An 18,942-nucleotide genomic window follows, 5' to 3' on the forward strand; every position below is an offset into this window, starting at 1 on the left:
ACCATGGATCCCGGTCCGGCCACCTCCACCGCAAACACGATCATCACGCCAACCGTAACCATCAACGGGATCAACAACAACCTCGAGTTCTACCAATCCCGCCTGGTTCGGATCAACTCCGTCCATTTCGAGACTGCCAGCGGCAACTACGCCACCGGACAGGACTACAATCTGCTCGACGCCACGGGCTCGATCATTTTCCGCACCCAGTTCTACGACGCGGATTACATCGGCACCCCAATGCATCAGGGCAACTTCAACCTGCGCGCCATCGTCAACCAGTTCAACCAGACCCCGCAGGTCATAGCCCGCATGCTGGCCGACTTCAATCCCCCCGTCTCCAATGACGACGCCACCGCGGTGCCCGCCGCCTCCAGGCTGATCGGCAACTATCCCAACCCCTTCAATCCCAGCACCACCATCTCCTATTATTCGGACAAAGCCCAGCCGGTGCAGATAACGGTTTACAACCAGAAGGGGCAGGCCGTCAAGACTTGGGACCTGCAAAGCGAGAAAGGCACCCACAGCCTCACCTGGAACGGGACTGATGACAGCGGCGCTTTCGTTAGCAGCGGAGTCTATTACTACCGCATGAAATCCGGCTCATACTCATCCACCCGCAAAATGGTGCTGATGAAGTAAGCCGCCGGGCCTTGATCAACCATTAATTGAACGAAGATATGGGTCTTGCGGCCGGAAGAAGCGATTCCGACGGCCGCCTGGCCCTTTTTTGCGTGTCCCTCCGATGAAGGTCAACCTCTCCCATCCCCACAGCCACCTGTATTGCTTTTTGGGCATCCTGTTCTGGTCCACCCTGGAACTGGCAGGAAAGTTCCTCGGGCCGGAGGTTTCGCCCTATGCGATCACCGCCTGGCGCTTTCTCATCGGCGGATTGGTGCTGCTGCCCTTCGCCCTCATTCAGCCTCGTCCCCGCAATCGTCGGCCGCGCCTTGCCGATCTCGCGCTGATGGCCTTTTTGGGGGTGCTGATCGTCTGCCTCAGCATGCTCCTGCTCCAGCTTTCCATCCTCTATGGCAAGGCCTCGCTGAGCGCCGTTTTGGTGAGCTCCAACCCCCTTTTCGTGAGCGTTTTCGCCTTCTTCCTCCTGCGCGAAAAGCTGAATCTAACCCAAATCCTTGGGCTGTTCGCGGGCTTGGCTGGCATCGCCCTGCTGATCGCTGGGGAAGGGGAACTGGGCTCGTCCCGCTACCTGAACCTGCCTCTGAGCATCGCGCTTGCCCTGGCCGCCGCCCTCGTCTTCGGGCTTTACGCAGTGCTCACCAAACGCAGCGTCGCCCGGCACGGAAACATCCTCACCAACAGTGTTTCCTTCCTCGGAGGGGCTGTTTTGCTCTTCATTTTCAACGCCCTCACCGGCCAGCCTCTGCTCCTGGACCTCGATTGGAAGACAGCCTTGATCATGCTCTACCTGGGCGTGATTGTCTCCGGGGTCGCCTATGTCTATTTCTTTGAGGGGATGAAGAAACTCGGCGCCAACACCGCCTCGCTCTATTTCTTTCTCAAACCGGTGATCGCCTCGCTCCTGGCCGTGCTCATCCTCCGCGAACGCCTGTCCCTGCTCCAGGTGCTCGCCATCCTCGTGATCATCTTCGGCCTCACCGTTTCCCGCGTGATGAAAAGGGCCTGAGACCCCGCTTCCGCCCATCATTTCCCCCTTTTTCCCCGCCTTTCCGCCTCCTGGTTGCCTCCCGCCGAGTTCCCGCTCGTTCGGGGGGAAGTCGGCGGGAAGTGTACCAGAGGCCAGTGAGCTGGGGAAAAGGGCGAATAAACAGGGAAGTCAGGCACGCCAAACCATAAGGACCTACCAGCCCCTTTAGCGAATTGGCCTTTGGCTGCTCCCTCCACCAAAAACACCTGCTTCATAAATGTGCCCTCCATAAATATACGGATGAGAAAATGGGGCTTTGTCAAGTCTTTTTCCTGGTTTTTTTTGAGGGATTGCGATTATTTCTGAGATCCGTTTCACCAATTCCTCCAATTCACCAATTCCCCGTTGTATCCGATCCACTAATTGAATAGTTTGAATAATTCAACAGTTCCCCGCCTTACCACACCCAGATTATTTTTATCACTTCCATCACTTCACCACTTCCCCGCCATACCGGGTTTTTCAGAACCTGATCCGGAAGGGGGGAGGATATGGTTTAAATATATGAGATACATATGGTTATATATAATATATACTGATATAGTAGGAATTAGTATTTATATACATATATAACTATTGTATATAGGTTTAAGATCTGTTAATGTCCACATTCAGAATCCGAACCGGCAGAGGGGTGGTATGGCGGGGAAGTGGTGAAGTGATGGAAGTGATAAAAAATCGATCCGACCGATCATGGCATATTAATCAATTCTATCAATTAATCAATTCGCCGCCATATCCTCCTTGTTTACTCTGGAAGATTTAATCAATTCTATCAATTAATCAATTCGCCGCCATACCACACCTTTTCATTCTCTATCGATTTCACCAATTAACCAATTAACCAATTAACCCGTCTTACCCCCCCCCACCAGACCCAAAACCCCAAGAGTGACGCTTGGAGTATGTAAGTATATGGTATATATAGTATATATCTATCTAAATACTAATTCCTACTATATTAGTATATATTATATCTATATACTATATATAACAGTAGCTTAGCTGTACTCTTCCCTCTTCCGGATCTGGTTTGGGAAAAGGGGGTATAAGGCGCGAATTTGTTAATTTGTTAATTGATAAAGCCGGGGTATGGCGGCGAATTGATTAATTGATAGAATTGATAAACCGGGGTATGGCGGCGAATTGATTAATTGATAGAATTGATAAACCGGACTGCCAGGACGAAATCCCTGGATTCGAGCGGCCTCCCTGGAGTCGAGCGGGCCGGTTGATAGCTAAACTTCTGGAACGATAGGTTTCTTTCCGGCACGCATGGACTCCAGGATTACCGTACAGTGGGGATCGGGAGGCCGAATTCCGCTTCGGCTATCGGGCGGAGCCCGATTGAGCGTTTAAAGCGACCTTCGGCCGCTGTGGCAAAGCGGAATTTGCCACACCCAATGGTTCTTGCTGGAGTCCATGCCCGCCCCAAAATAACTTTCGATATCTTTCAAGTGAAATGGGTATAGGGCGGTCTCGACTCCAGCGTGGCGGGCTCGACTCCAGCTTGGCGGTCTCGACTCCAGCTTGGCGGTCTCGACTCCAGCGTGCCGGTCTCGACTCCAGCGCAAAAAACGCCGGAAGCTGGTTCCGGCGTCAGTTAAGATGGGCTTTCCGGATCAGGGGTCAGAGGAAGCGTTTCACCACTTCCAGCACTTCCGGCAGGTCCATGCCGATGTTTTTCAAGTGCTCGAGGGTGGGCACGCCTTCGGGGGTCCAGCCCTTGCGTTTGTAGACGGCATCGATGAGCTGCTGATACTGGTCTTCACGAAAAGCGCGCAAGAGGGCCATCTTTTCAGCGGTGGATTTTCCCGCCGGGTCGATGCCCTGTTTTTCCTGCAGGAGCTTGTCGTAGCGTTCGGCCCGGGAGAGGTATTCCTCTTCGGTGACGGGCCCCACGGCGCGGTAGGGCGGCACGTCGTCGATGCGGCGTCCTCTGCCCATGCGCAGGCAAAAGGCCTTTTGGAAGTTGTAGACGCGTTCGGACTGGCGGATCAGCTCATGCTTGTCCAGGGGCTTGCCGGTGATGGCGGTGTAGATGTCCACGTAGTTTTGCACGTGTTCGGGGACCTTGGCGGGTTCGTCGGTCTCGGCGTTGTTGGCCGGCTCGATGTCGTTCCAGGGGAGTTTGCAAAGCCCCTGCAGGCCAAACCAGGTGCGGAACATGGGGAAGTAGTGCAGCGCTTCGGCCTTGTCCTCAAAAGTGGGGATGTGGTTGTTCACCATGTCCATGAAGATCAGCCAGGCCTCGTCGTGCTGCGGGCCTTTCAGGGCGAGGGTGTAGCCGCCTTGTTGGGCGAGGGATTCCTTGGACATGTACTGGGAATATTCCAGTCCCTTGGCTTCCATGCCCATGTCCTGCAGCAGCTTGGGATCGGCTCCATATTCGCGGGCGAAGGTCTCTTTCATTTTGCGCACGCCCTGGCCCACGATCACGCCAAAGCCCTCACCCCGCGCCATCTGGTGGATCAGTTCAAAGACCGCGTCGGCGTTGCCCCAGGTGAGGTCGATGCCGCCGGTGCGTTCCTTGTTCAGGATGCCGTATTCGTAGCATTCCATGGCAAAGGCGCAGCTGGTGCCGAAGGAGATGGTGTCGATGCCGTAGGTGTCGCAGTAGAAATTCAATTCCACCACGTCTTTGGCATCCCAGATGCAGAGATTGGAGCCGCAGCCGCCCACGGTCTCGTATTCGGGGCCGTCAACGAGCACGGATTTGCCTTTGTAGGGCCCGCTGCGGGGGATGAAGCCATCAACGGCCTTGCAGCAGGCCAGGGAGCAGCCATACCAACAGCCGTCTGGCATGCCCTGCGTGAAGAGCTTCTTGAATTCCCAGGAGGCGAGGCCCTTGGCTTCGTCCATCTGGCCATATTTGAAGTTTTTGATGGGGAGCAGGTCGTAGTCGTTCATGATCTCCACCAAATGGGCGGTGCCGACCTCGCGCATGTGGCACTGGCTGGAATCGCCTTCCTCGATCTCGCGGTGGAGCTTGAGCCCGGTCTTTTGCAGGGTCTCCAGGTCCTCGGGATGGTTGGTGTCTCCCTTGAGTCCGGAGAATTTGACCACCAGGGCCTTGATCCTCTTATCCCGGAAGACCATTCCGGTGCCGCCGCGTCCGGCCTGTTTCAGCCTGGCAACCTTGCGGCGCTTGTCCCAGAAGGAAAAGTTGAGGCAGGAGATGGGAACGTGCTCAGCGCCCTTGCCGGAGGAGACCACGGAGACGAACTGGTGCTTGTCCGGGCTGTCGGCAAATTCCTTGATCAGTTCCTCGGCGAGGATGTGGCTGTTTATTTCTTCATCCGGAGCGGTGAGGATGCGCACGCTGCCCTTGTCGCCGTCAATGAAGACGATCAGCTCCTCTTCGGCCTTGCCCTGGATCTCGATGGCGTCCCAGCCGGAAAACTTCGCGTAGGGGCCAAAATGGCCGCCCACGTTGCAATCCACGGGGATGCCGGTGAGGGGGGAAATGGTGGTGACGATGGATTTTCCGCTGCCGGGGTAGTTGGTGTTGCCGCAGAGGGGTCCGAAGCCGATGCAGATCTCATTTTCAGGGTCGTTCCATTTGGTGTCGTCTTTGACTCCGTGCCACATCAGATAAAGGTCGAAGCCCTTGCCGCCCACGAATTTGTCTATCATCATGTCTGAGACGGGCTTGGATTTGATCTCTTTGCTGCCGACGTTCACATAGAGGGTGCGGCGGTTGTAGCCCTTTTCCAGGGGCTTGAGGTCATAACTGAATTCGGCGAGGATTTTTCGGTCGGTCATTTCATATCTCCTTGGTTTCGGCAATGCTGATGGCGTCGGCCGGACAGGCTTCGGTGCAGCTTCCGCAAGCGATGCATTTGAAGGGGGCCAGGCCTCCCAAATGGCGGAACATCGAGCCGGTGGGGCAGGACGCGACGCACATGTAGCAGCTGATGCAGAGGTTTTTATTCAGCATCACCACACCCTGGCTGTTGATGGTCAGCGCCAGGGTGGGGCAGGTCTGGACGCAGATCCCGCACTGGTTGCAGGCGTTCATATGGGGCTCCGGTTCCGCTTCGGTGATGCGGATGCGGGAGAAGGCGGGATCGTCAACCTTGAAATAGAGGTTTGAGCAGACGCTTTCGCAGGCGTGGCAGGCGATGCAGTTCTGCGGATAGGTCATCAGAACTTTTTTCATAACATACTCCCTTGCAGGATATTAGCTTTATAAACCAGCTTTGGCGCCGGATGTCTGTACGTCAATCTTTTTTTGCAGTTCTTGGCGGATCCGGGCGCTGATGGCGTCGCTGCCCAGCCCGGCCCATTTGTAAAGCGCGTCCGAAGTCCCTGAGCCGGCGTAGCTTTCCACGCCGATCTTGACCAACCTCGAGCAGAGGCCTTCCGCGACCATCCGGTCGGCAAGGATGGAACCCAGTCCGCTATGGACGTTGTGGTCCTCGATGCTGAAGATGAGTCCGGTCCGGGCGGCTTTCTGGATGATCTCGCTGTCCAGTTCCAGCGGTGTGGAAACATAGGCCAGTTGGAGGTAGATCCCCTCCTCGCGCAGGCTGTCCAAAGCTTTGATGGCGTTGTGGACGGGGGTGCCGGTCACGAAGACCCAGCCCTTGTTGCCAATGCGCAAGACGTCCGCCTGGCCATATTCGAAGTTATAATCCTTTTTGTAGAACAAAGCGCCTTGCTCGTCCCGGATGATGGGGACCTTGGAACGTCCCATGGTTACGAGGTAATTGCCCGGTTTGTTGATCAGCCAGCGGATGACGCGGTCGGTCTGGTTGGGGTCGGCCGGGCAGATCAGGCGAAAGCCAAAGAGGTTGCGCAACAGGCCGATGTAATCGATGCACTGGTGGGTCTTGCCGTCTTCGCCCACGTCCAGTCCCACGTGGGTGAGCGCCACCTTGAGGTTGGTGTGGTTGATGTCGTTGAGGCGCTGCATGTTGTAAACTTCGTCGAGGCCGAACATGCCGAAATCCGACCAGAAGGTCTGGATCCCGCTGGCGGAGAGTGCCCCGCTGAGCACCGCGGAGTTGTGCTCCATGATCCCGCTCTGGATGAAGCGTTCGGGTATCACCTTCTCGAAGGCTGCTGTCTTCACGCTGGCCTGCAGGTCGCAATCCACCACCACGATGGGGGTGGGGTTATCCGCGTTTATCGCTGCCAGATCGGCGATGGCGGCGCCCCAGGCGCTGCGGTTGTCCGTCTCCTTGTCATAAAGGATGGGCTGGCCCGACTGCAGGTCGCATTTGAGTTCAAACTGGGCTGTGGGCAGGGGGCTGGCTTTGAAATCCGCGCGCAGCTTGCGGTATTCTTTCATCCGGTTGGGTTGGTCCAGGAACTTTAGCGCTTCGCCAAGCTGTTCCTCGGTCAGCGCGGAGCCGTGGTATTTGGCCTGGTTTTCCATGAAGGGGACGCCCTTGCCCATCACGGTATGAGCCAGGATCATGACCGGCTGTTTGGCTTTCCTGGCGGTTTCCAAGGCCTGGAAGATCTCCGTGAAGTCGTGCCCGTCGATCTCCAGCACCTTCCAGCCCTCGGATTCCCAATCCAGGCGGATGTTCTGGGGCATCACGTCACTGATGTTTCCGCTGATCTGCAGGCCATTGTAGTCGATGATGGCGGTGAGGTTGTCCAGCTTGTACTTGACGGCAAAGCGGCGAGCTTCGGAGATCTGCCCCTTTTGCTGTTCGCCGTCGCCCATAAGCACGTAAACCCTATAGGGTATGTCTTTTATTCGAGAGGCCAAAGCCATGCCCGCGCCTGCGGAGAGGCCTTGTCCCAGGTTTCCGCTCGACCATTCCACCCCTTCCACCTCCCGTTCGACATGCCCCTCAAAGCGGCTGCCCAGCAGGCGGAACTGCGCTACGGCTTCCTCCAGGCTGAAATAGCCGTTCAAAGCCAGGGCGGAATAGACCCCGGGGGAGATGTGGCCGTTGCTCACCACGACCCGGTCGCGCTCCGGCATGAAGGGTTTCTGGGGATTGTAGCTGGCCACGTTGTAGAGCGCCAAAAGCAGGTCTATGGAGGACATCGATCCGCCGGGATGGCCGCTTCCGGCCAGGGTCGTCATGCTCAAGATCGCCGCCCGGGACTGCCGCGCCTTCTCTTTCAGGGTGGAATGCATATCCGTTTTGCTGTCTGTCATCTGTCACCTCGATTTGTAATGAAAAAGGCGGTTTGACCCATATTCGCGATAGGCAAACCGCCTGAAACCTTGGTGGAGCATAGGAGGATCGAACTCCTGACCTCATGACTGCCAGTCATGCGCTCTCCCAGCTGAGCTAATGCCCCAATGTCTGGTAAGTATGGGCAAACTTTCCGAGGGGGGCTTATCTGTCAAGTGAATTTATTGCCCTTCTTCTCTGAAGCGGTCGAGTGGTTTCAAGCCAGGTATTGGTCCGGCTGTTGGAGAGGAGAACCTTGCCCTCTGGAAAATCACCTTGACAAGAATGAGGCGAAAAATTGTTTGGATAAACTGCGGGGTGTAGCGCAGCCCGGTTAGCGCACTGGTTTTGGGAACCAGGAGTCGGAGGTTCAAATCCTCTCACCCCGACCAGCATTATACGAGATCCCGTGGGCGCTTAGCTCAGCTGGAAGAGCGCATGCCTTACACGCATGATGTCGGGGGTTCGAGTCCCTTAGCGCCCACCACGGTTTCGGAATTGGGATGGACGATGAGAATAGCCGTAACAGGGGCCAATGGATTCGTGGGCAGCAATCTGGCCAACTATTTCCACACGCTGGGCAACGACGTGTTGGCCATCGTGCGGCCCCATTCGGACACCTCCCTGCTCGATCCCGCCATCCCTGTTTTCCGCACGGATTACGGTTCTGAGGACGAACTGGCCGAAGCTTTGGCCGAGACGGAGATCCTCATCCACAACGCCGGCAGCCTGCGCACCCGCACTTTTGAGCAGATGGTCGCCGCCAACGTTGTCACCACCAGAACAGTGCTGCGGGCTTTTAACCGCAGCCCCAAAGGCAGGCGCCTCGTCTTTATCAGCTCCCAGGCCGCTTCGCGCCCTTCCCGGGGCAGCGAGCAGGTCACGGAAGAGGATCCCTCCGCGCCGGTGGATTGGTATGGACGCAGCAAGCTTCTGGCCGAAAGGTTGATCAGGGCCGAATGCGTTAAGGAGTGGGTCATCCTGAGGCCGGTGCCTGTCTATGGCCCCGGAGAGCGTGATTTCTTCAAGATCTTCAAGGCTGTCAAGGCGGGCGTCACTTTCCGCATTGGCCGCAAGGAGCAGTACCTGAACCTGATCCACACCGACGAACTCTGCGTTCTGATGGGCTATTGCTGCGAACTGGAGCAGGCCGCGGGCCAGGTTTTCTTTGCCGCCGACGGCGAGGTTTATACCCATTCACGCTTCATGGCCAGCGTGGCCGAAATTCTGGGCGTCAAACCCCGCGACATCGTCATTCCGGTGCCGCTGGCCGTTATCGCCTTCCATACAGGGGAATTGTTCGAGCGGATAACCGGCCGCAGCACCCTCGTCAACAAGCAGAAGATGAAAGAATTGGTCAACGTCAACTGGGTCTGCAGCATCGACAAAGCCCGCAAAATCTTGGGCTGGCATCCCCAGCCGGACCTGGAGGGAAATCTGCGCAAGACCTTTGACTGGTATCGCCGCAAGGGCTGGTTGTGACTGGGAAATTAATGGCCCTGATCTGCCTTGGGCTGGCCTGCGTTGCCACACTAAGTGCCCAGGACACTGCTTTCCTGCTCAAAGGCGCAAGCCTCGTGCTGCCGGATAATTGGTCGCGCAGCTACGACCCGCCGGAAGTGCTGATCCGGGTCAAGGTTTTGCCGGACAGCAGCCTGGCCCTGGTCGAAGTGCTGGATGGCAAGAAAGAGCTGATCCCATTCCTGGCCGACCATCTCAGCATCCATAAATACCCTTTGGCGGATTCCCTCGGCATCAGCCAGGAATTCGACGCCCTGCTCGGCATCGAACAGCTTTTCGACCCTGGCGCCCAAGCAGTCCCTGCTGAGGATATCCTGCCGGAGATCGAGGCCTGGATCGCGAGGAGCAGGGAAGACCTCAATCACCGCCATCCGGAGCATGACCCCAGCCTGCTTAACGGTTTGAATTCCCTCCCCGAGGCTTACCGGGCCGGATATTTCTCCTACCGGAGGCCGGATGAGTTCGCCCCGCTCTCCATCAACGGCTTCCAACCCCATGCCTCCGCCTTTTCCCGTCCCGTTTTGGAAGATGGAGCCCGAAGCATCTATCACAGGCAGGATTCTGCTTTGGGCATCGCCTATGCCGATCAGGTTTATCCTTACCACGTGACCCTGAGCGATATTGAGGTGGGCATCGGCGATTATGAGCAGCTCACCGCCAGGGGCGCCGTGAAAAAGAACCAGCTCCTGGGAGTGGACGGCCTCTATTTGGGCCTGGATTTTCTGGTGCAGAGCGGATATTGGCTCCAGCAGGATTCCGGAAGAAACGCCGTCAAACTCTTCCTCAGCGCGCCGTTGGGCCGAACCAGACTTGAACTCGCTTTCGCGGACCAGATATCCGATCTTTCCATGCTGGACCTCAGGCCGGAATATTGGCAAACCCAGAACTTCCCTGTTGAAAGGCGCTACCGCACAGTTTACGCGGCTTGGAAGTCCCCCTGGGTCAATCTCGGGCTGTTCAACGAGAACAAAACCTCCCGTTCCCCTCTGTTCCATCAGACCCTGCATAACGACGCCCTGCAGCTCAAGGTCTGGCAAAGCTTCCTGCTCGGCGGTTTGGAACTGGCCCCTTCCTTTACACGCTTGTTCGCCCAGCGCAATTTCAGCCTGGCGAACCAGGATCCCGAAAACGTGGCTGGACTGGGCTTCAGATCAAGCCTTCCCCTCCTGGGCGGCGAAGTTCAGGCAGACCTGGTGGACCTCGAACTGCCGCGGATATCCGGGGACCTATTCCACGCCTGGGAAAAGTTCGATCTGGGCGGAGTTTTTCGCTTTACCAGTCACCCCTCCGTGGCGCAACTGAGCACCGAGGATATCTATCTTGAAGGAAGCAGCCTGCCCCGGGTGGAGGTCCGCGAAAACAGCAATTTGGGCGCCTATCTGCGCCATCGCTTCAACCAGTCTTCCAGCGCCGTCCTGACCTTGGGGCACAAGAACCTGAACTATCCGGGAGCCCTGGTCATTCCCACAACAGGGGAAAAAGCCAGCCTGAGCGGCGCCCGGGACTTCATCTATCTGAAGCTGGGCGGAAATCTCAGCCAGCGCATGAACGAATGGCAACTGGACTGGACTCCGTCGGTATCCTGGCGCGGCGAAGCCGAACTCTATGAAGAGCCGGTTTTCCAATACCAAAGCCACATCAATCTGACCCGCTTACTCCCCTATGGGAACGCTCTCTTTGCAGGATTTTCCCTCACCGGCCACAGCGCCTACCTGAGCTCCGATCCCCGCTTCTATGAGGTCGAAACCTCCGCCATCGCGGATATCTGGGCCGGAGTGCTCATCACCAACAGATTCGAACTGACCGTCTTTTACAAAAACCTTGCCGATACCTCCATCTACGGGGTCTATCCCCTGCCCGCCACGCTGCAGGCCTCCCTGCGCTGGTTTTTCCTGAACTGACGCATGAATTTTAAAGCCATCATCTTCGACCTGGACGGCACCCTCATCGACTCGATGGGCCTCTGGCGCAAGGTGGACCGCGATTTCCTGCACAAGCGCGGCATCGCCGTGCCCCGCGACCTCTTTGACAACCTGCCCAATGGCAACAGCTTCATCCGCACCGCTGAGTATTTCAGGGATCGCTTTGGACTTCCCGACTCTCCGGAAAGCATCATGCGGGAATGGACGGAGATGGTCGGCTGGCACTATGAGCATGACGTTAAACTGAAACCCGGCGCGAAGCGGTTGGTGGAAAAGCTGCACAGGCTGAACGTTCCGATCGGCCTGGGAACCAGCAATTCCGAGGACCTGGCCCAAAAAGCCCTCACCCAGAACGGCATCTGGCCCTATTTCCGCTCTGTGGTGACCGGCGACGAAACGATGCTGGGCAAGCCCTGGCCGGACATCTATCTCAAATGCGCGGCCGAACTCAAGGTGCCGGCTTCCCGATGCGCCGTGATCGAAGACACCCTCACCGGCGTGCAGGCAGCCAAGGCCGCCGGAATGACCGCCATCGCCATCTACGACGCGGACAGCGAGGATTTGCTGCCCCGCATCAAGGAATTGGCGGACCATTTTGTGGCCAACTACTCTGAACTGAGCGAGCTCTTACATTTATGAACAAACCCCTCTACATCGTTATCGGCGCCTATGGCAGCGGGAAAAGCGAATTTTCCATCCATCTGGCCCAAAGCCTCAACAAACCTGGCGAACAGGTCGTCCTCGCGGACATGGACGTGGTCAACCCCTATTTCCGTTCCCGCGACGTACGCGACGAATTTGCCGCCCTCGGCATCGAAGTCATCGCCCCCGAAGGCCAGTTCAAGCATGCCGACCTGCCCATGCTCTCGCCCCGCATCAAGGGCGCAATCGAAAATTATGGCCAGACCGTGGTCCTGGACGTGGGCGGCGATCCTGCCGGCTGCCGCACTTTGGGCCGCTTCGTGGACGCCCTGTCCGCCCGCGGCTTTGCCATGCTCTTTGTGGTCAACACTTTCCGCCCCTTCACCTCCAGCGTGGAGGAGGTCCTGCAAATGAAGGCCCAGCTGGAATTCGCCTCCAAGCTCAAGATCACGGAGTTTGTCTGCAACAACAACCTGATGGAGCACACCACCCCGGAGATCGTTGAGCAGGGCATCGCCATCCTGGATGAATGCAGCGCCAGAACCGGCCTGCCTTTCAAGCGCTATCTGGTGCTGGATTCCCACGCGGATATCGTTCCCGACGGCTTGGGCGGGAAACAGCGCCTGGTGATGGCCTACACCCTCAAAAAACCCTGGGAAGGACTGGCCCTGAAAGGGATCTGAGCTTTACCCCAAGATATTCCCTGGAGTCGAGCGGTACCCTGGAGTCGAGCGGCCTCCCTGGAGTCGAGCGGCCTCCCTGGAGTCGAGCGGCCTCCCTGGAGTCGAGCGGGGCGGCCTGTGACTTATCCTGTTCATATTCCAGGTTAAGCTTCCGCCCCGCATGGACTCCAGGATAGAAGCTAACGATGACCTGATGGGTATTGCAGGAAAGAAGCTAACGATGACCTGATAAATCTTGCTGGAGTCCATGCTCGTTCCTCGCTCGACTCCAGCGTGAGCGACTCCAGCGTGCCAGTGTTCCTTTTTTCCGCGCTTTTTCCCAGCTCACTTGCCACTCGCATACCACCCGTTTACCACCCGCCGAACGGGCGGTTACTCGGCGGGAGGCGGGCAAGAGGCGGGTGAATCAGGAAACAGGGGGGGGAGAGGCCTGGATCGGGTCTGGCGAAAATGGAAATTCAGGCAGGCATTAAAATATTCAAAATAGTCCTTGACAAGATCTCAAGATAATTTAAGTTGTAGTTGAGAATATCAAGGAGATGCCCATGAACATGACATCCTGCCCCATCTGCAAAGGCGAGCTGGTGATCCGGGAATACCTGTGTCCCTCTTGCAATGTGAGTTTCAGGGGCGAATTCAGCAATTCCTGGCTGGCCGGCTTGAGCCCGGAACAGCTGGAATTCGTCAAGCTGTTCATCATCGCCCAGGGCAACATTCGCGAGATGGAGAAGCGCCTGGGCATATCCTATCCCACGGTGAAGAACCGGCTGGCAGAGATCATCCGGGCCATCGCCAAAGGGGAAACGCCCAACTTGGATTTCAGCGACATCTTCAGCGATCTGGAGCAGGGCTTCATATCGGTGGAGGAGGCTGTTAACATGATTCAAACAAGGAGGAAATCATGAAAACCCAAAAGATCAAACTGGACTATGACTTCGCCGACGTGCAAAAGGTGAAGATCGTGAACAACATGTCCACCCTGCGCATCGGGGCTTCGGAGAGCGGCAAGATCGAGATCGAGGCCGCGCTCAGCCTGCAGGAGCCTTATGAAGACAAGAATTTCGAGGATTATTTCCACGTGCATCGGTCCGGCCAGGTGGTGGAGATCGAACTTGAGGAGATCGAAGACCTGAAGGAACCGTTCTTCGGCACCGGCAGGTCCCCGGTCTGGATCCGCGTTCCCGCCGCGGACGACGTGGAGGCCGAGACCGACAATCTGGCCATCAGCGCCGAAGGCCTGAACAACAATTTGGAGATCCACAACGAGAACGGCCCCATCATGGTGAGCCAGTGCAGCGGCTTCATGCACCTTGAGAACAAGAACGGTCCGGTCAAGGTCCATAACTGCCAGGGCGACCTGACAGTGAAGCTGGAGAATGGCCCGCTTTCCGCCGAAAAGATCGGCGGCGAGTTACTGAAGGTGGAATCCGAGAACGGGCCGATCAAGATCCGCCTGGCTGGCTACCACAAGGTGGATATCAGCAACGAGAACGGCGTGATCTATTTTGAGACCCTGCCGGTCGAGAACGGCGAATTTCACTTCGAAAACGAGAACGGCGTCGTGCATCTGGTGTTGCCGGAAGATTTCGACTTCGAGCTGGACGCTGAGACCGAGGCGGGGATCCTGACCTCCAATTTCGAAGCGGAACACAGCAGCGGCGAAGGCCACAAGATCATCCGCCGGGGCGAGGGACTGAACAAGATCCGGGTCAAGACGGAGAACGGAGTGATCAAGCTCAGTTCCGGCGGCCGCTCCGACCTCGGCTTCATCATGCTGAAGATCGGCGAGATGAAGGATACGATCAACAAGGCCGTCAAGCCCGAGGACAAGGAAAAGTTGGAGAAGATCCTGGAATCTGTTACGGCGACGGTGGAAAAGGCCATCGGCTCGATCACGGAGGAAAAGGTCAAAAACACCCTGACATCGTCTCTGGACAAGCTCAAGGCCACGATCGAAAACTTCGACGTGCAGGAGACCAAGGACAAGGTCGTCAGCAACGTGGACCAGATCGGCAATGAGGTCGCGGACGCCCTGAAAGTGATCATCCGCAAGGTTAAGGAACCCTTCGGCGAAGGGGGCGGCGAGAGCAGCCACCTGCGCCGGGACATGGATCTGATGAAGGACCACATCAACAAGGTGATCGAGAACGCCTTCGCCAAAGCCGGCAGCAAAGGCATGAGCGGCAAGGAAAGGGATGAGGTCGACGAACGCAGCCGCGTCAAGATCCTGGAGATGCTGGAAAGCGGCAAGATCACCGCGGAGGAGGCGGAACGCCTGTTGAAGGCCATCAGCAAAGAATAATCTTGACAGAACAACGGCTCGGCAAAGTTTGAGCAAACCGGTCGGGATGTAGCGCAGTCCGGTAAGCGCGCTCGGTTCGGGACCGAGAAGTCGGAGGTTCAAATCCTCTCATCCCGACCATTCTTTTTATTTTGGGGAACAACCATGTCCGAGCAGAAACAAAGCATCTCATATTACCTCAAGCTTCTCTTTCCATATGTGAAAAAGGACTTGGGGCTTCTGCTGTTCGGGCTTTGCGCCATGCTACTGACCTCGGCCACCCAGCTGATCTACCCCCTGATCCTGGCCGAGATCATCGACAAGAGCATTCCCAGCGGCGACGTCAACCACATGTTCCGCTATGGGTTCCTGTTCATCGGCGCGGTGCTGGTTTCGGGCCTGCTCTCCTATTTGCAGATCGTTCTGCTTTCCCGCCTGGGCATCAAGATCATCACCAATTTCAAGGCCAAGGTCTTCCGCCACCTGCTCACATTGCCGATCGAGTGGTTCAACAAACAGCCGGTGGGCGAGCTGATCGCCAGGGTTGAAAGCGACGCGGAGCGGGTCAAGGCGCTGTTTTCCGAGCTCTCCATCCGCATCATCGGCAACGTGTTTTTCTTCATCGGCGTGTTCATCGTGCTGTTTCTGCGGGAATGGCGCGTCGCGGCCTACGTTTTGCCCTCCATGGCGGTAGCCATTGTGGGCTACTATTTTTTGATCAAGTACCTTTCCAAGTTTTACCGGCAGATCCGGGAAAAATACGCGCTGGTGACGGCCAAGATCACGGACTACGTGCAGGGCATGCAGGTGATCCAATCGCTGAACCAGCAAAACCGGGTCTACGAGGACCTGAAGGAGGCCTCGGCAGACAAATACAGGCTGGAAACGCGCACTTCCTTCACGGAATACGGCTCGCAGAGCGTGTTCATGTTCGTGTTCCAGGTGCTGTTCTTCGTGCTGATCGTGCGCATGACGGCTCCGCGGATCATCGCCGGGGCGGTGACTCTGGGCACATTGATCGTGTTTGTGGATTACATCTTCCGCATGATCTGGCCATTGATGCAGATCTCGGAGAACGTGATGCAGATCCAGCGGGCCTTCGTATCCCTGAAACGCATCCTGGAACTCACGGAACTGAGCTCGGAAGAAGAGCTGTTCACGGGCACGAAGCTGCCCTCCTTCGAGCATGAGATCCGCTTTGAGAACGTCTGGTTCGCCTACAAGGGCGAGGACTGGATCCTGAAGGACGTTTCGCTCACCATTCCCAAGGGCCAGAAGATCGCTCTGGTGGGGGCTTCCGGCAGCGGCAAGACCACCACGATGAGCCTGCTTTGCGGCTTCTATCCGGTGCAGAAGGGCCGCATCCTGATCGACGGGGTGCCCCTCTCCGAGATCGAGTTCCGGGCCTGGCGGCGCAAGATCGGGCTGATATTGCAGGACATCTTCCTCTTTCCGGGCAGCATATTGGAAAACGTGCGGGTCTATAACGATCTGGTACCCGCGGAAAAGGTGAGGGAAGCTATCAACATCGTGCAGCTGGATGAGTTCATCCGCGGCCAGAACCTTGGCCTGGACAGCGAACTGGCGGAACGGGGACAGAACATTTCCCAGGGCGAAAAGCAATTGATCAGCTTCGCCCGCGCCCTGGCCTTCGAGGCGGAACTCATCATCATGGACGAAGCCACCGCCTCCATCGATCCCCAGACCGAAGCCAAGATCCAGCGCAGCATGAAGACCGTGTTTTCGGATAAGACCGCCGTGGTGGTGGCGCACAGGCTCACCTCAGTTTTGGACGCGGACGAGATCCTCTTTTACAAGGACGGCCAGATCATCCACCGGGGCCAGCACCACAGGTTGATGGAGCTTTCGGCGGATTACCGCAAACTGGTGGAACTGCAGTTGATAGGCGGCGAAGATGCGGATGAATAAGCACATCAAGTGGATCATCGAGCAGTGGATGAAGCAGAAATGGTTCCTCCTGATCATGCTGTTCTTCACCCTGGGCAGCTCCGCCACGGCCATCGTCCATCCCCTGGTGTTCAGGCGGCTGATCGACCTTTTGCGGGACATCCTTTCCTTCCCGGGCAAGTATCCCCAGCCGATGGACGAGGTCAACCGCATCATCTGGATCCTGCTGGCGATCGGCTTCGCGCAGTTCATCACCGGATTCTATCCCGCCTTCCGCGGCTGGGTGAACATCCGTTTCGAGCACTACCTGCGCATGTTCTATTTCAAGTTCATCATCCGCAAGGACTTCCGCTTTTTCCTCAAATACCGCACCGGCGACGTGGTCACCCGCCTCACGGACGACCTCAGTGAATTCCCCAAGATCAGTTGGTTCCTCTGCTCCGGGATCTTCCGGGCGGTGAATTCCTTTTCCCTGATCGCCTTTTCCTTGGTGGTGATGTTCAGCATCAACGCACGTCTGACCTGGCTTTCGATCGCGCCCCTGCCCCTGATGATGGTGGTCTTTTACGTCACCTCGGACAAGCTGTATAAGAATTTCGAGCGCAACCAGCAGGCGATCAGCGACATCAACAGCCAGTTGGAACTGAGCTTTTCCGGGATCCGCATCGTCAAGGCCTTCGTGAGCGAGGAGAAATACAACCGCTTCTTCGACACAGCTCTGGCGCGCCGCTTCAAGACGGAAATGAGCGTGGTGAAGCTGAACGCCATCCTGCACCTGATCTATGAGTACATCGACTACTTCGCCCAGATCGGGGTGATCCTCTTCGGCGGCTACATGGCAGTAAAAGGCACGATCAGCGTGGGCACCTTCTTCATGTTCTATTCCTACCTGAGCATGATGATCTATCCGCTGCTGGACCTGCCGCAGCTCTTCGTTTCGGGCAAGCAGGCCTTCGTGAATATCGACCGCCTCGAGGACATGAAGGATTATCCCAGCTTCAACGACACCTGGGTAGGGACGGAAAAACCCCGCCAGATCAGGGAATTGCGCTTCGAGCAGGTGAATTGCACCTATCCGGGCAAGAGCGAGCCGGCCATCCGCGAGTGCAGCTTTGAGATCAAAGAGGGGGAGAGGCTGCTGATCCTGGGCTCCACCGGAGCGGGGAAGACCACCATCGCCAATCTGGTGCTGGGCTTGCTGCGTCCGGATTCAGGCAGGATCACGGTCAACGGAATTTCGCTGGAAGACATCGACCTGGCCGCCCTGCGCGAGATCATAGCCTATGTGCCTCAGGACCCGCTGCTCTTCACCGGTTCCGTGCGAGACAACGTGCTCTTTGCCGTGGATCAGGCTTCCGGCGAGGAATACGCCACAGCGGTGCATACAGCCCAACTGGAGGATGAGATCGCCTCTTTCCCGGAGAAAGAGGAGACCCGGGTGGGACAACGCGGACTGGGCGTTTCCGGGGGCCAGAAACAGCGCATCACCATCGCCCGGGCTTTGATCAAAAGACCTCAGCTTCTGATCCTGGACGACATCACCGCCTCCCTGGACGCGGAGAACGAGGAAAAGCTCTGGCAGGACATCAATGCCAACTATCCCGGCATAGCAGCGATCGTGATCTCCCACCGCCTTTCCACCCTGCATTACGTGGACCGGGTGCTCTATATCGACGAGCACGGATTCTGCCATCAGGGCACGCATGAGGAACTGGTCTTTGGCAACAAGGATTACCACGACTTCCTGCACGAACACCTGAAGTGATTTTAAAGCACAGACGCACAGAGACACAGATCATCAATTTTTCCCCAACGGATTAGACGGATTAGACGGATTGAACGGATAAAAAGAGTTTCCCGCAGATTACGCAGATTAGCTCCGAAGGGAATTGAACTCTTAGGTGACATACAGACCTTTGATCTGTGATCCCCTTGATCTCAAAAGATCCTGTTCATCCCCAATCTATTCTTTTTATCCGTTCAATCCGTCTAATACAAATTCCATGTTGACAAATCATATATAGTGATTATCTTGTCTCCAAAATCTAACTGATCTTTCCCACATGTCTAATCTTCTGGGACACAGGAAGATAGTTAAAAATAGTTCTTGACAAAAGAACCTCGTATTATATTGTGGCACAATATTATACAAGCCAAATACAAACGAGGTTCA

13 protein-coding genes and 4 tRNA genes are annotated in these 18,942 nt (G+C 56.6%); 13 read left to right on the forward strand and 4 right to left on the reverse strand.

Annotation, left to right across the window (positions count from 1 at the left end; genetic code table 11):
- Positions 1–642 (forward strand): T9SS type A sorting domain-containing protein (locus K0B87_06220; GenBank protein MBW6514337.1); only part of this gene is annotated, 642 nt, incomplete at its 5' end.
- Between the two features lie 103 nt (positions 643–745).
- Positions 746–1,648 (forward strand): DMT family transporter, encoded by a 903-nt coding sequence (locus K0B87_06225; GenBank protein ID MBW6514338.1) that lies wholly within the window; start codon positions 746–748, stop codon positions 1,646–1,648.
- A gap of 1,650 nt (positions 1,649–3,298) precedes the next feature.
- On the opposite strand, the gene K0B87_06230 is transcribed toward K0B87_06225, so the two are convergent.
- The 4 genes from K0B87_06230 to K0B87_06245 form a co-directional block, all read right to left on the reverse strand.
- The gene (locus K0B87_06230; GenBank protein ID MBW6514339.1) at positions 3,299–5,434 is read right to left on the reverse strand and encodes an aldehyde:ferredoxin oxidoreductase; all 2,136 of its coding nucleotides are present in this window, start codon (positions 5,432–5,434) and stop codon (positions 3,299–3,301) included.
- A gap of 1 nt (position 5,435) precedes the next feature.
- On the reverse strand, positions 5,436–5,831 hold the full coding sequence (locus tag K0B87_06235) for a 4Fe-4S binding protein (protein MBW6514340.1): 396 nt from the start codon (positions 5,829–5,831) through the stop codon (positions 5,436–5,438).
- A gap of 27 nt (positions 5,832–5,858) precedes the next feature.
- Positions 5,859–7,793 carry a transketolase gene (locus K0B87_06240; GenBank protein MBW6514341.1) on the reverse strand — a complete coding sequence of 645 codons (1,935 nt, stop codon included), beginning with the start codon at positions 7,791–7,793 and terminating at the stop codon, positions 5,859–5,861.
- A gap of 70 nt (positions 7,794–7,863) precedes the next feature.
- Positions 7,864–7,939: transfer RNA gene (locus K0B87_06245), tRNA-Ala, on the reverse strand.
- 187 nt (positions 7,940–8,126) lie between these two features.
- On the opposite strand from K0B87_06245, the gene K0B87_06250 reads away from it, so the two are divergent.
- From K0B87_06250 to K0B87_06300, 11 genes are all read left to right on the forward strand, one after another.
- Positions 8,127–8,204 (forward strand) — tRNA-Pro (locus K0B87_06250).
- A 19-nt stretch (positions 8,205–8,223) separates the two neighbouring features.
- Positions 8,224–8,299: transfer RNA gene (locus K0B87_06255), tRNA-Val, on the forward strand.
- A gap of 23 nt (positions 8,300–8,322) precedes the next feature.
- Positions 8,323–9,294 carry an NAD(P)-dependent oxidoreductase gene (locus K0B87_06260; protein MBW6514342.1) on the forward strand — a complete coding sequence of 324 codons (972 nt, stop codon included), beginning with the start codon at positions 8,323–8,325 and terminating at the stop codon, positions 9,292–9,294.
- A gap of 11 nt (positions 9,295–9,305) precedes the next feature.
- A complete protein-coding gene (locus tag K0B87_06265) occupies positions 9,306–11,234 on the forward strand; it encodes a hypothetical protein (GenBank protein MBW6514343.1) in 1,929 nt (642 codons plus the stop codon).
- Between the two features lie 3 nt (positions 11,235–11,237).
- Positions 11,238–11,894, forward strand: coding sequence for an HAD family phosphatase (locus K0B87_06270; GenBank protein ID MBW6514344.1), 657 nt, complete (start codon positions 11,238–11,240; stop codon positions 11,892–11,894).
- Positions 11,891–12,580 (forward strand): ParA family protein, encoded by a 690-nt coding sequence (locus K0B87_06275; GenBank protein ID MBW6514345.1) that lies wholly within the window; start codon positions 11,891–11,893, stop codon positions 12,578–12,580. Before K0B87_06270 ends, K0B87_06275 begins: the two co-directional genes overlap by 4 nt.
- A gap of 545 nt (positions 12,581–13,125) precedes the next feature.
- The gene (locus K0B87_06280) at positions 13,126–13,485 is read left to right on the forward strand and encodes a DUF2089 domain-containing protein (GenBank protein MBW6514346.1); all 360 of its coding nucleotides are present in this window, start codon (positions 13,126–13,128) and stop codon (positions 13,483–13,485) included.
- Entirely contained in the window at positions 13,482–14,882 is a 1,401-nt protein-coding gene (locus K0B87_06285; GenBank protein ID MBW6514347.1) for a DUF4097 family beta strand repeat protein, read from the forward strand. The genes K0B87_06280 and K0B87_06285 overlap by 4 nt, the downstream gene beginning before the upstream one ends.
- A 42-nt stretch (positions 14,883–14,924) precedes the next feature.
- Positions 14,925–15,002 (forward strand) — tRNA-Pro (locus K0B87_06290).
- Between the two features lie 24 nt (positions 15,003–15,026).
- The gene (locus K0B87_06295; GenBank protein ID MBW6514348.1) at positions 15,027–16,790 is read left to right on the forward strand and encodes an ABC transporter ATP-binding protein/permease; all 1,764 of its coding nucleotides are present in this window, start codon (positions 15,027–15,029) and stop codon (positions 16,788–16,790) included.
- Positions 16,783–18,534 (forward strand): ABC transporter ATP-binding protein/permease, encoded by a 1,752-nt coding sequence (locus tag K0B87_06300; GenBank protein MBW6514349.1) that lies wholly within the window; start codon positions 16,783–16,785, stop codon positions 18,532–18,534. The genes K0B87_06295 and K0B87_06300 overlap by 8 nt, the downstream gene beginning before the upstream one ends.
- Positions 18,535–18,942 lie beyond the last annotated feature (408 nt).

It is taken from the genome of Candidatus Syntrophosphaera sp., assembly GCA_019429425.1.
GTDB lineage: Bacteria > Cloacimonadota > Cloacimonadia > Cloacimonadales > Cloacimonadaceae > Syntrophosphaera.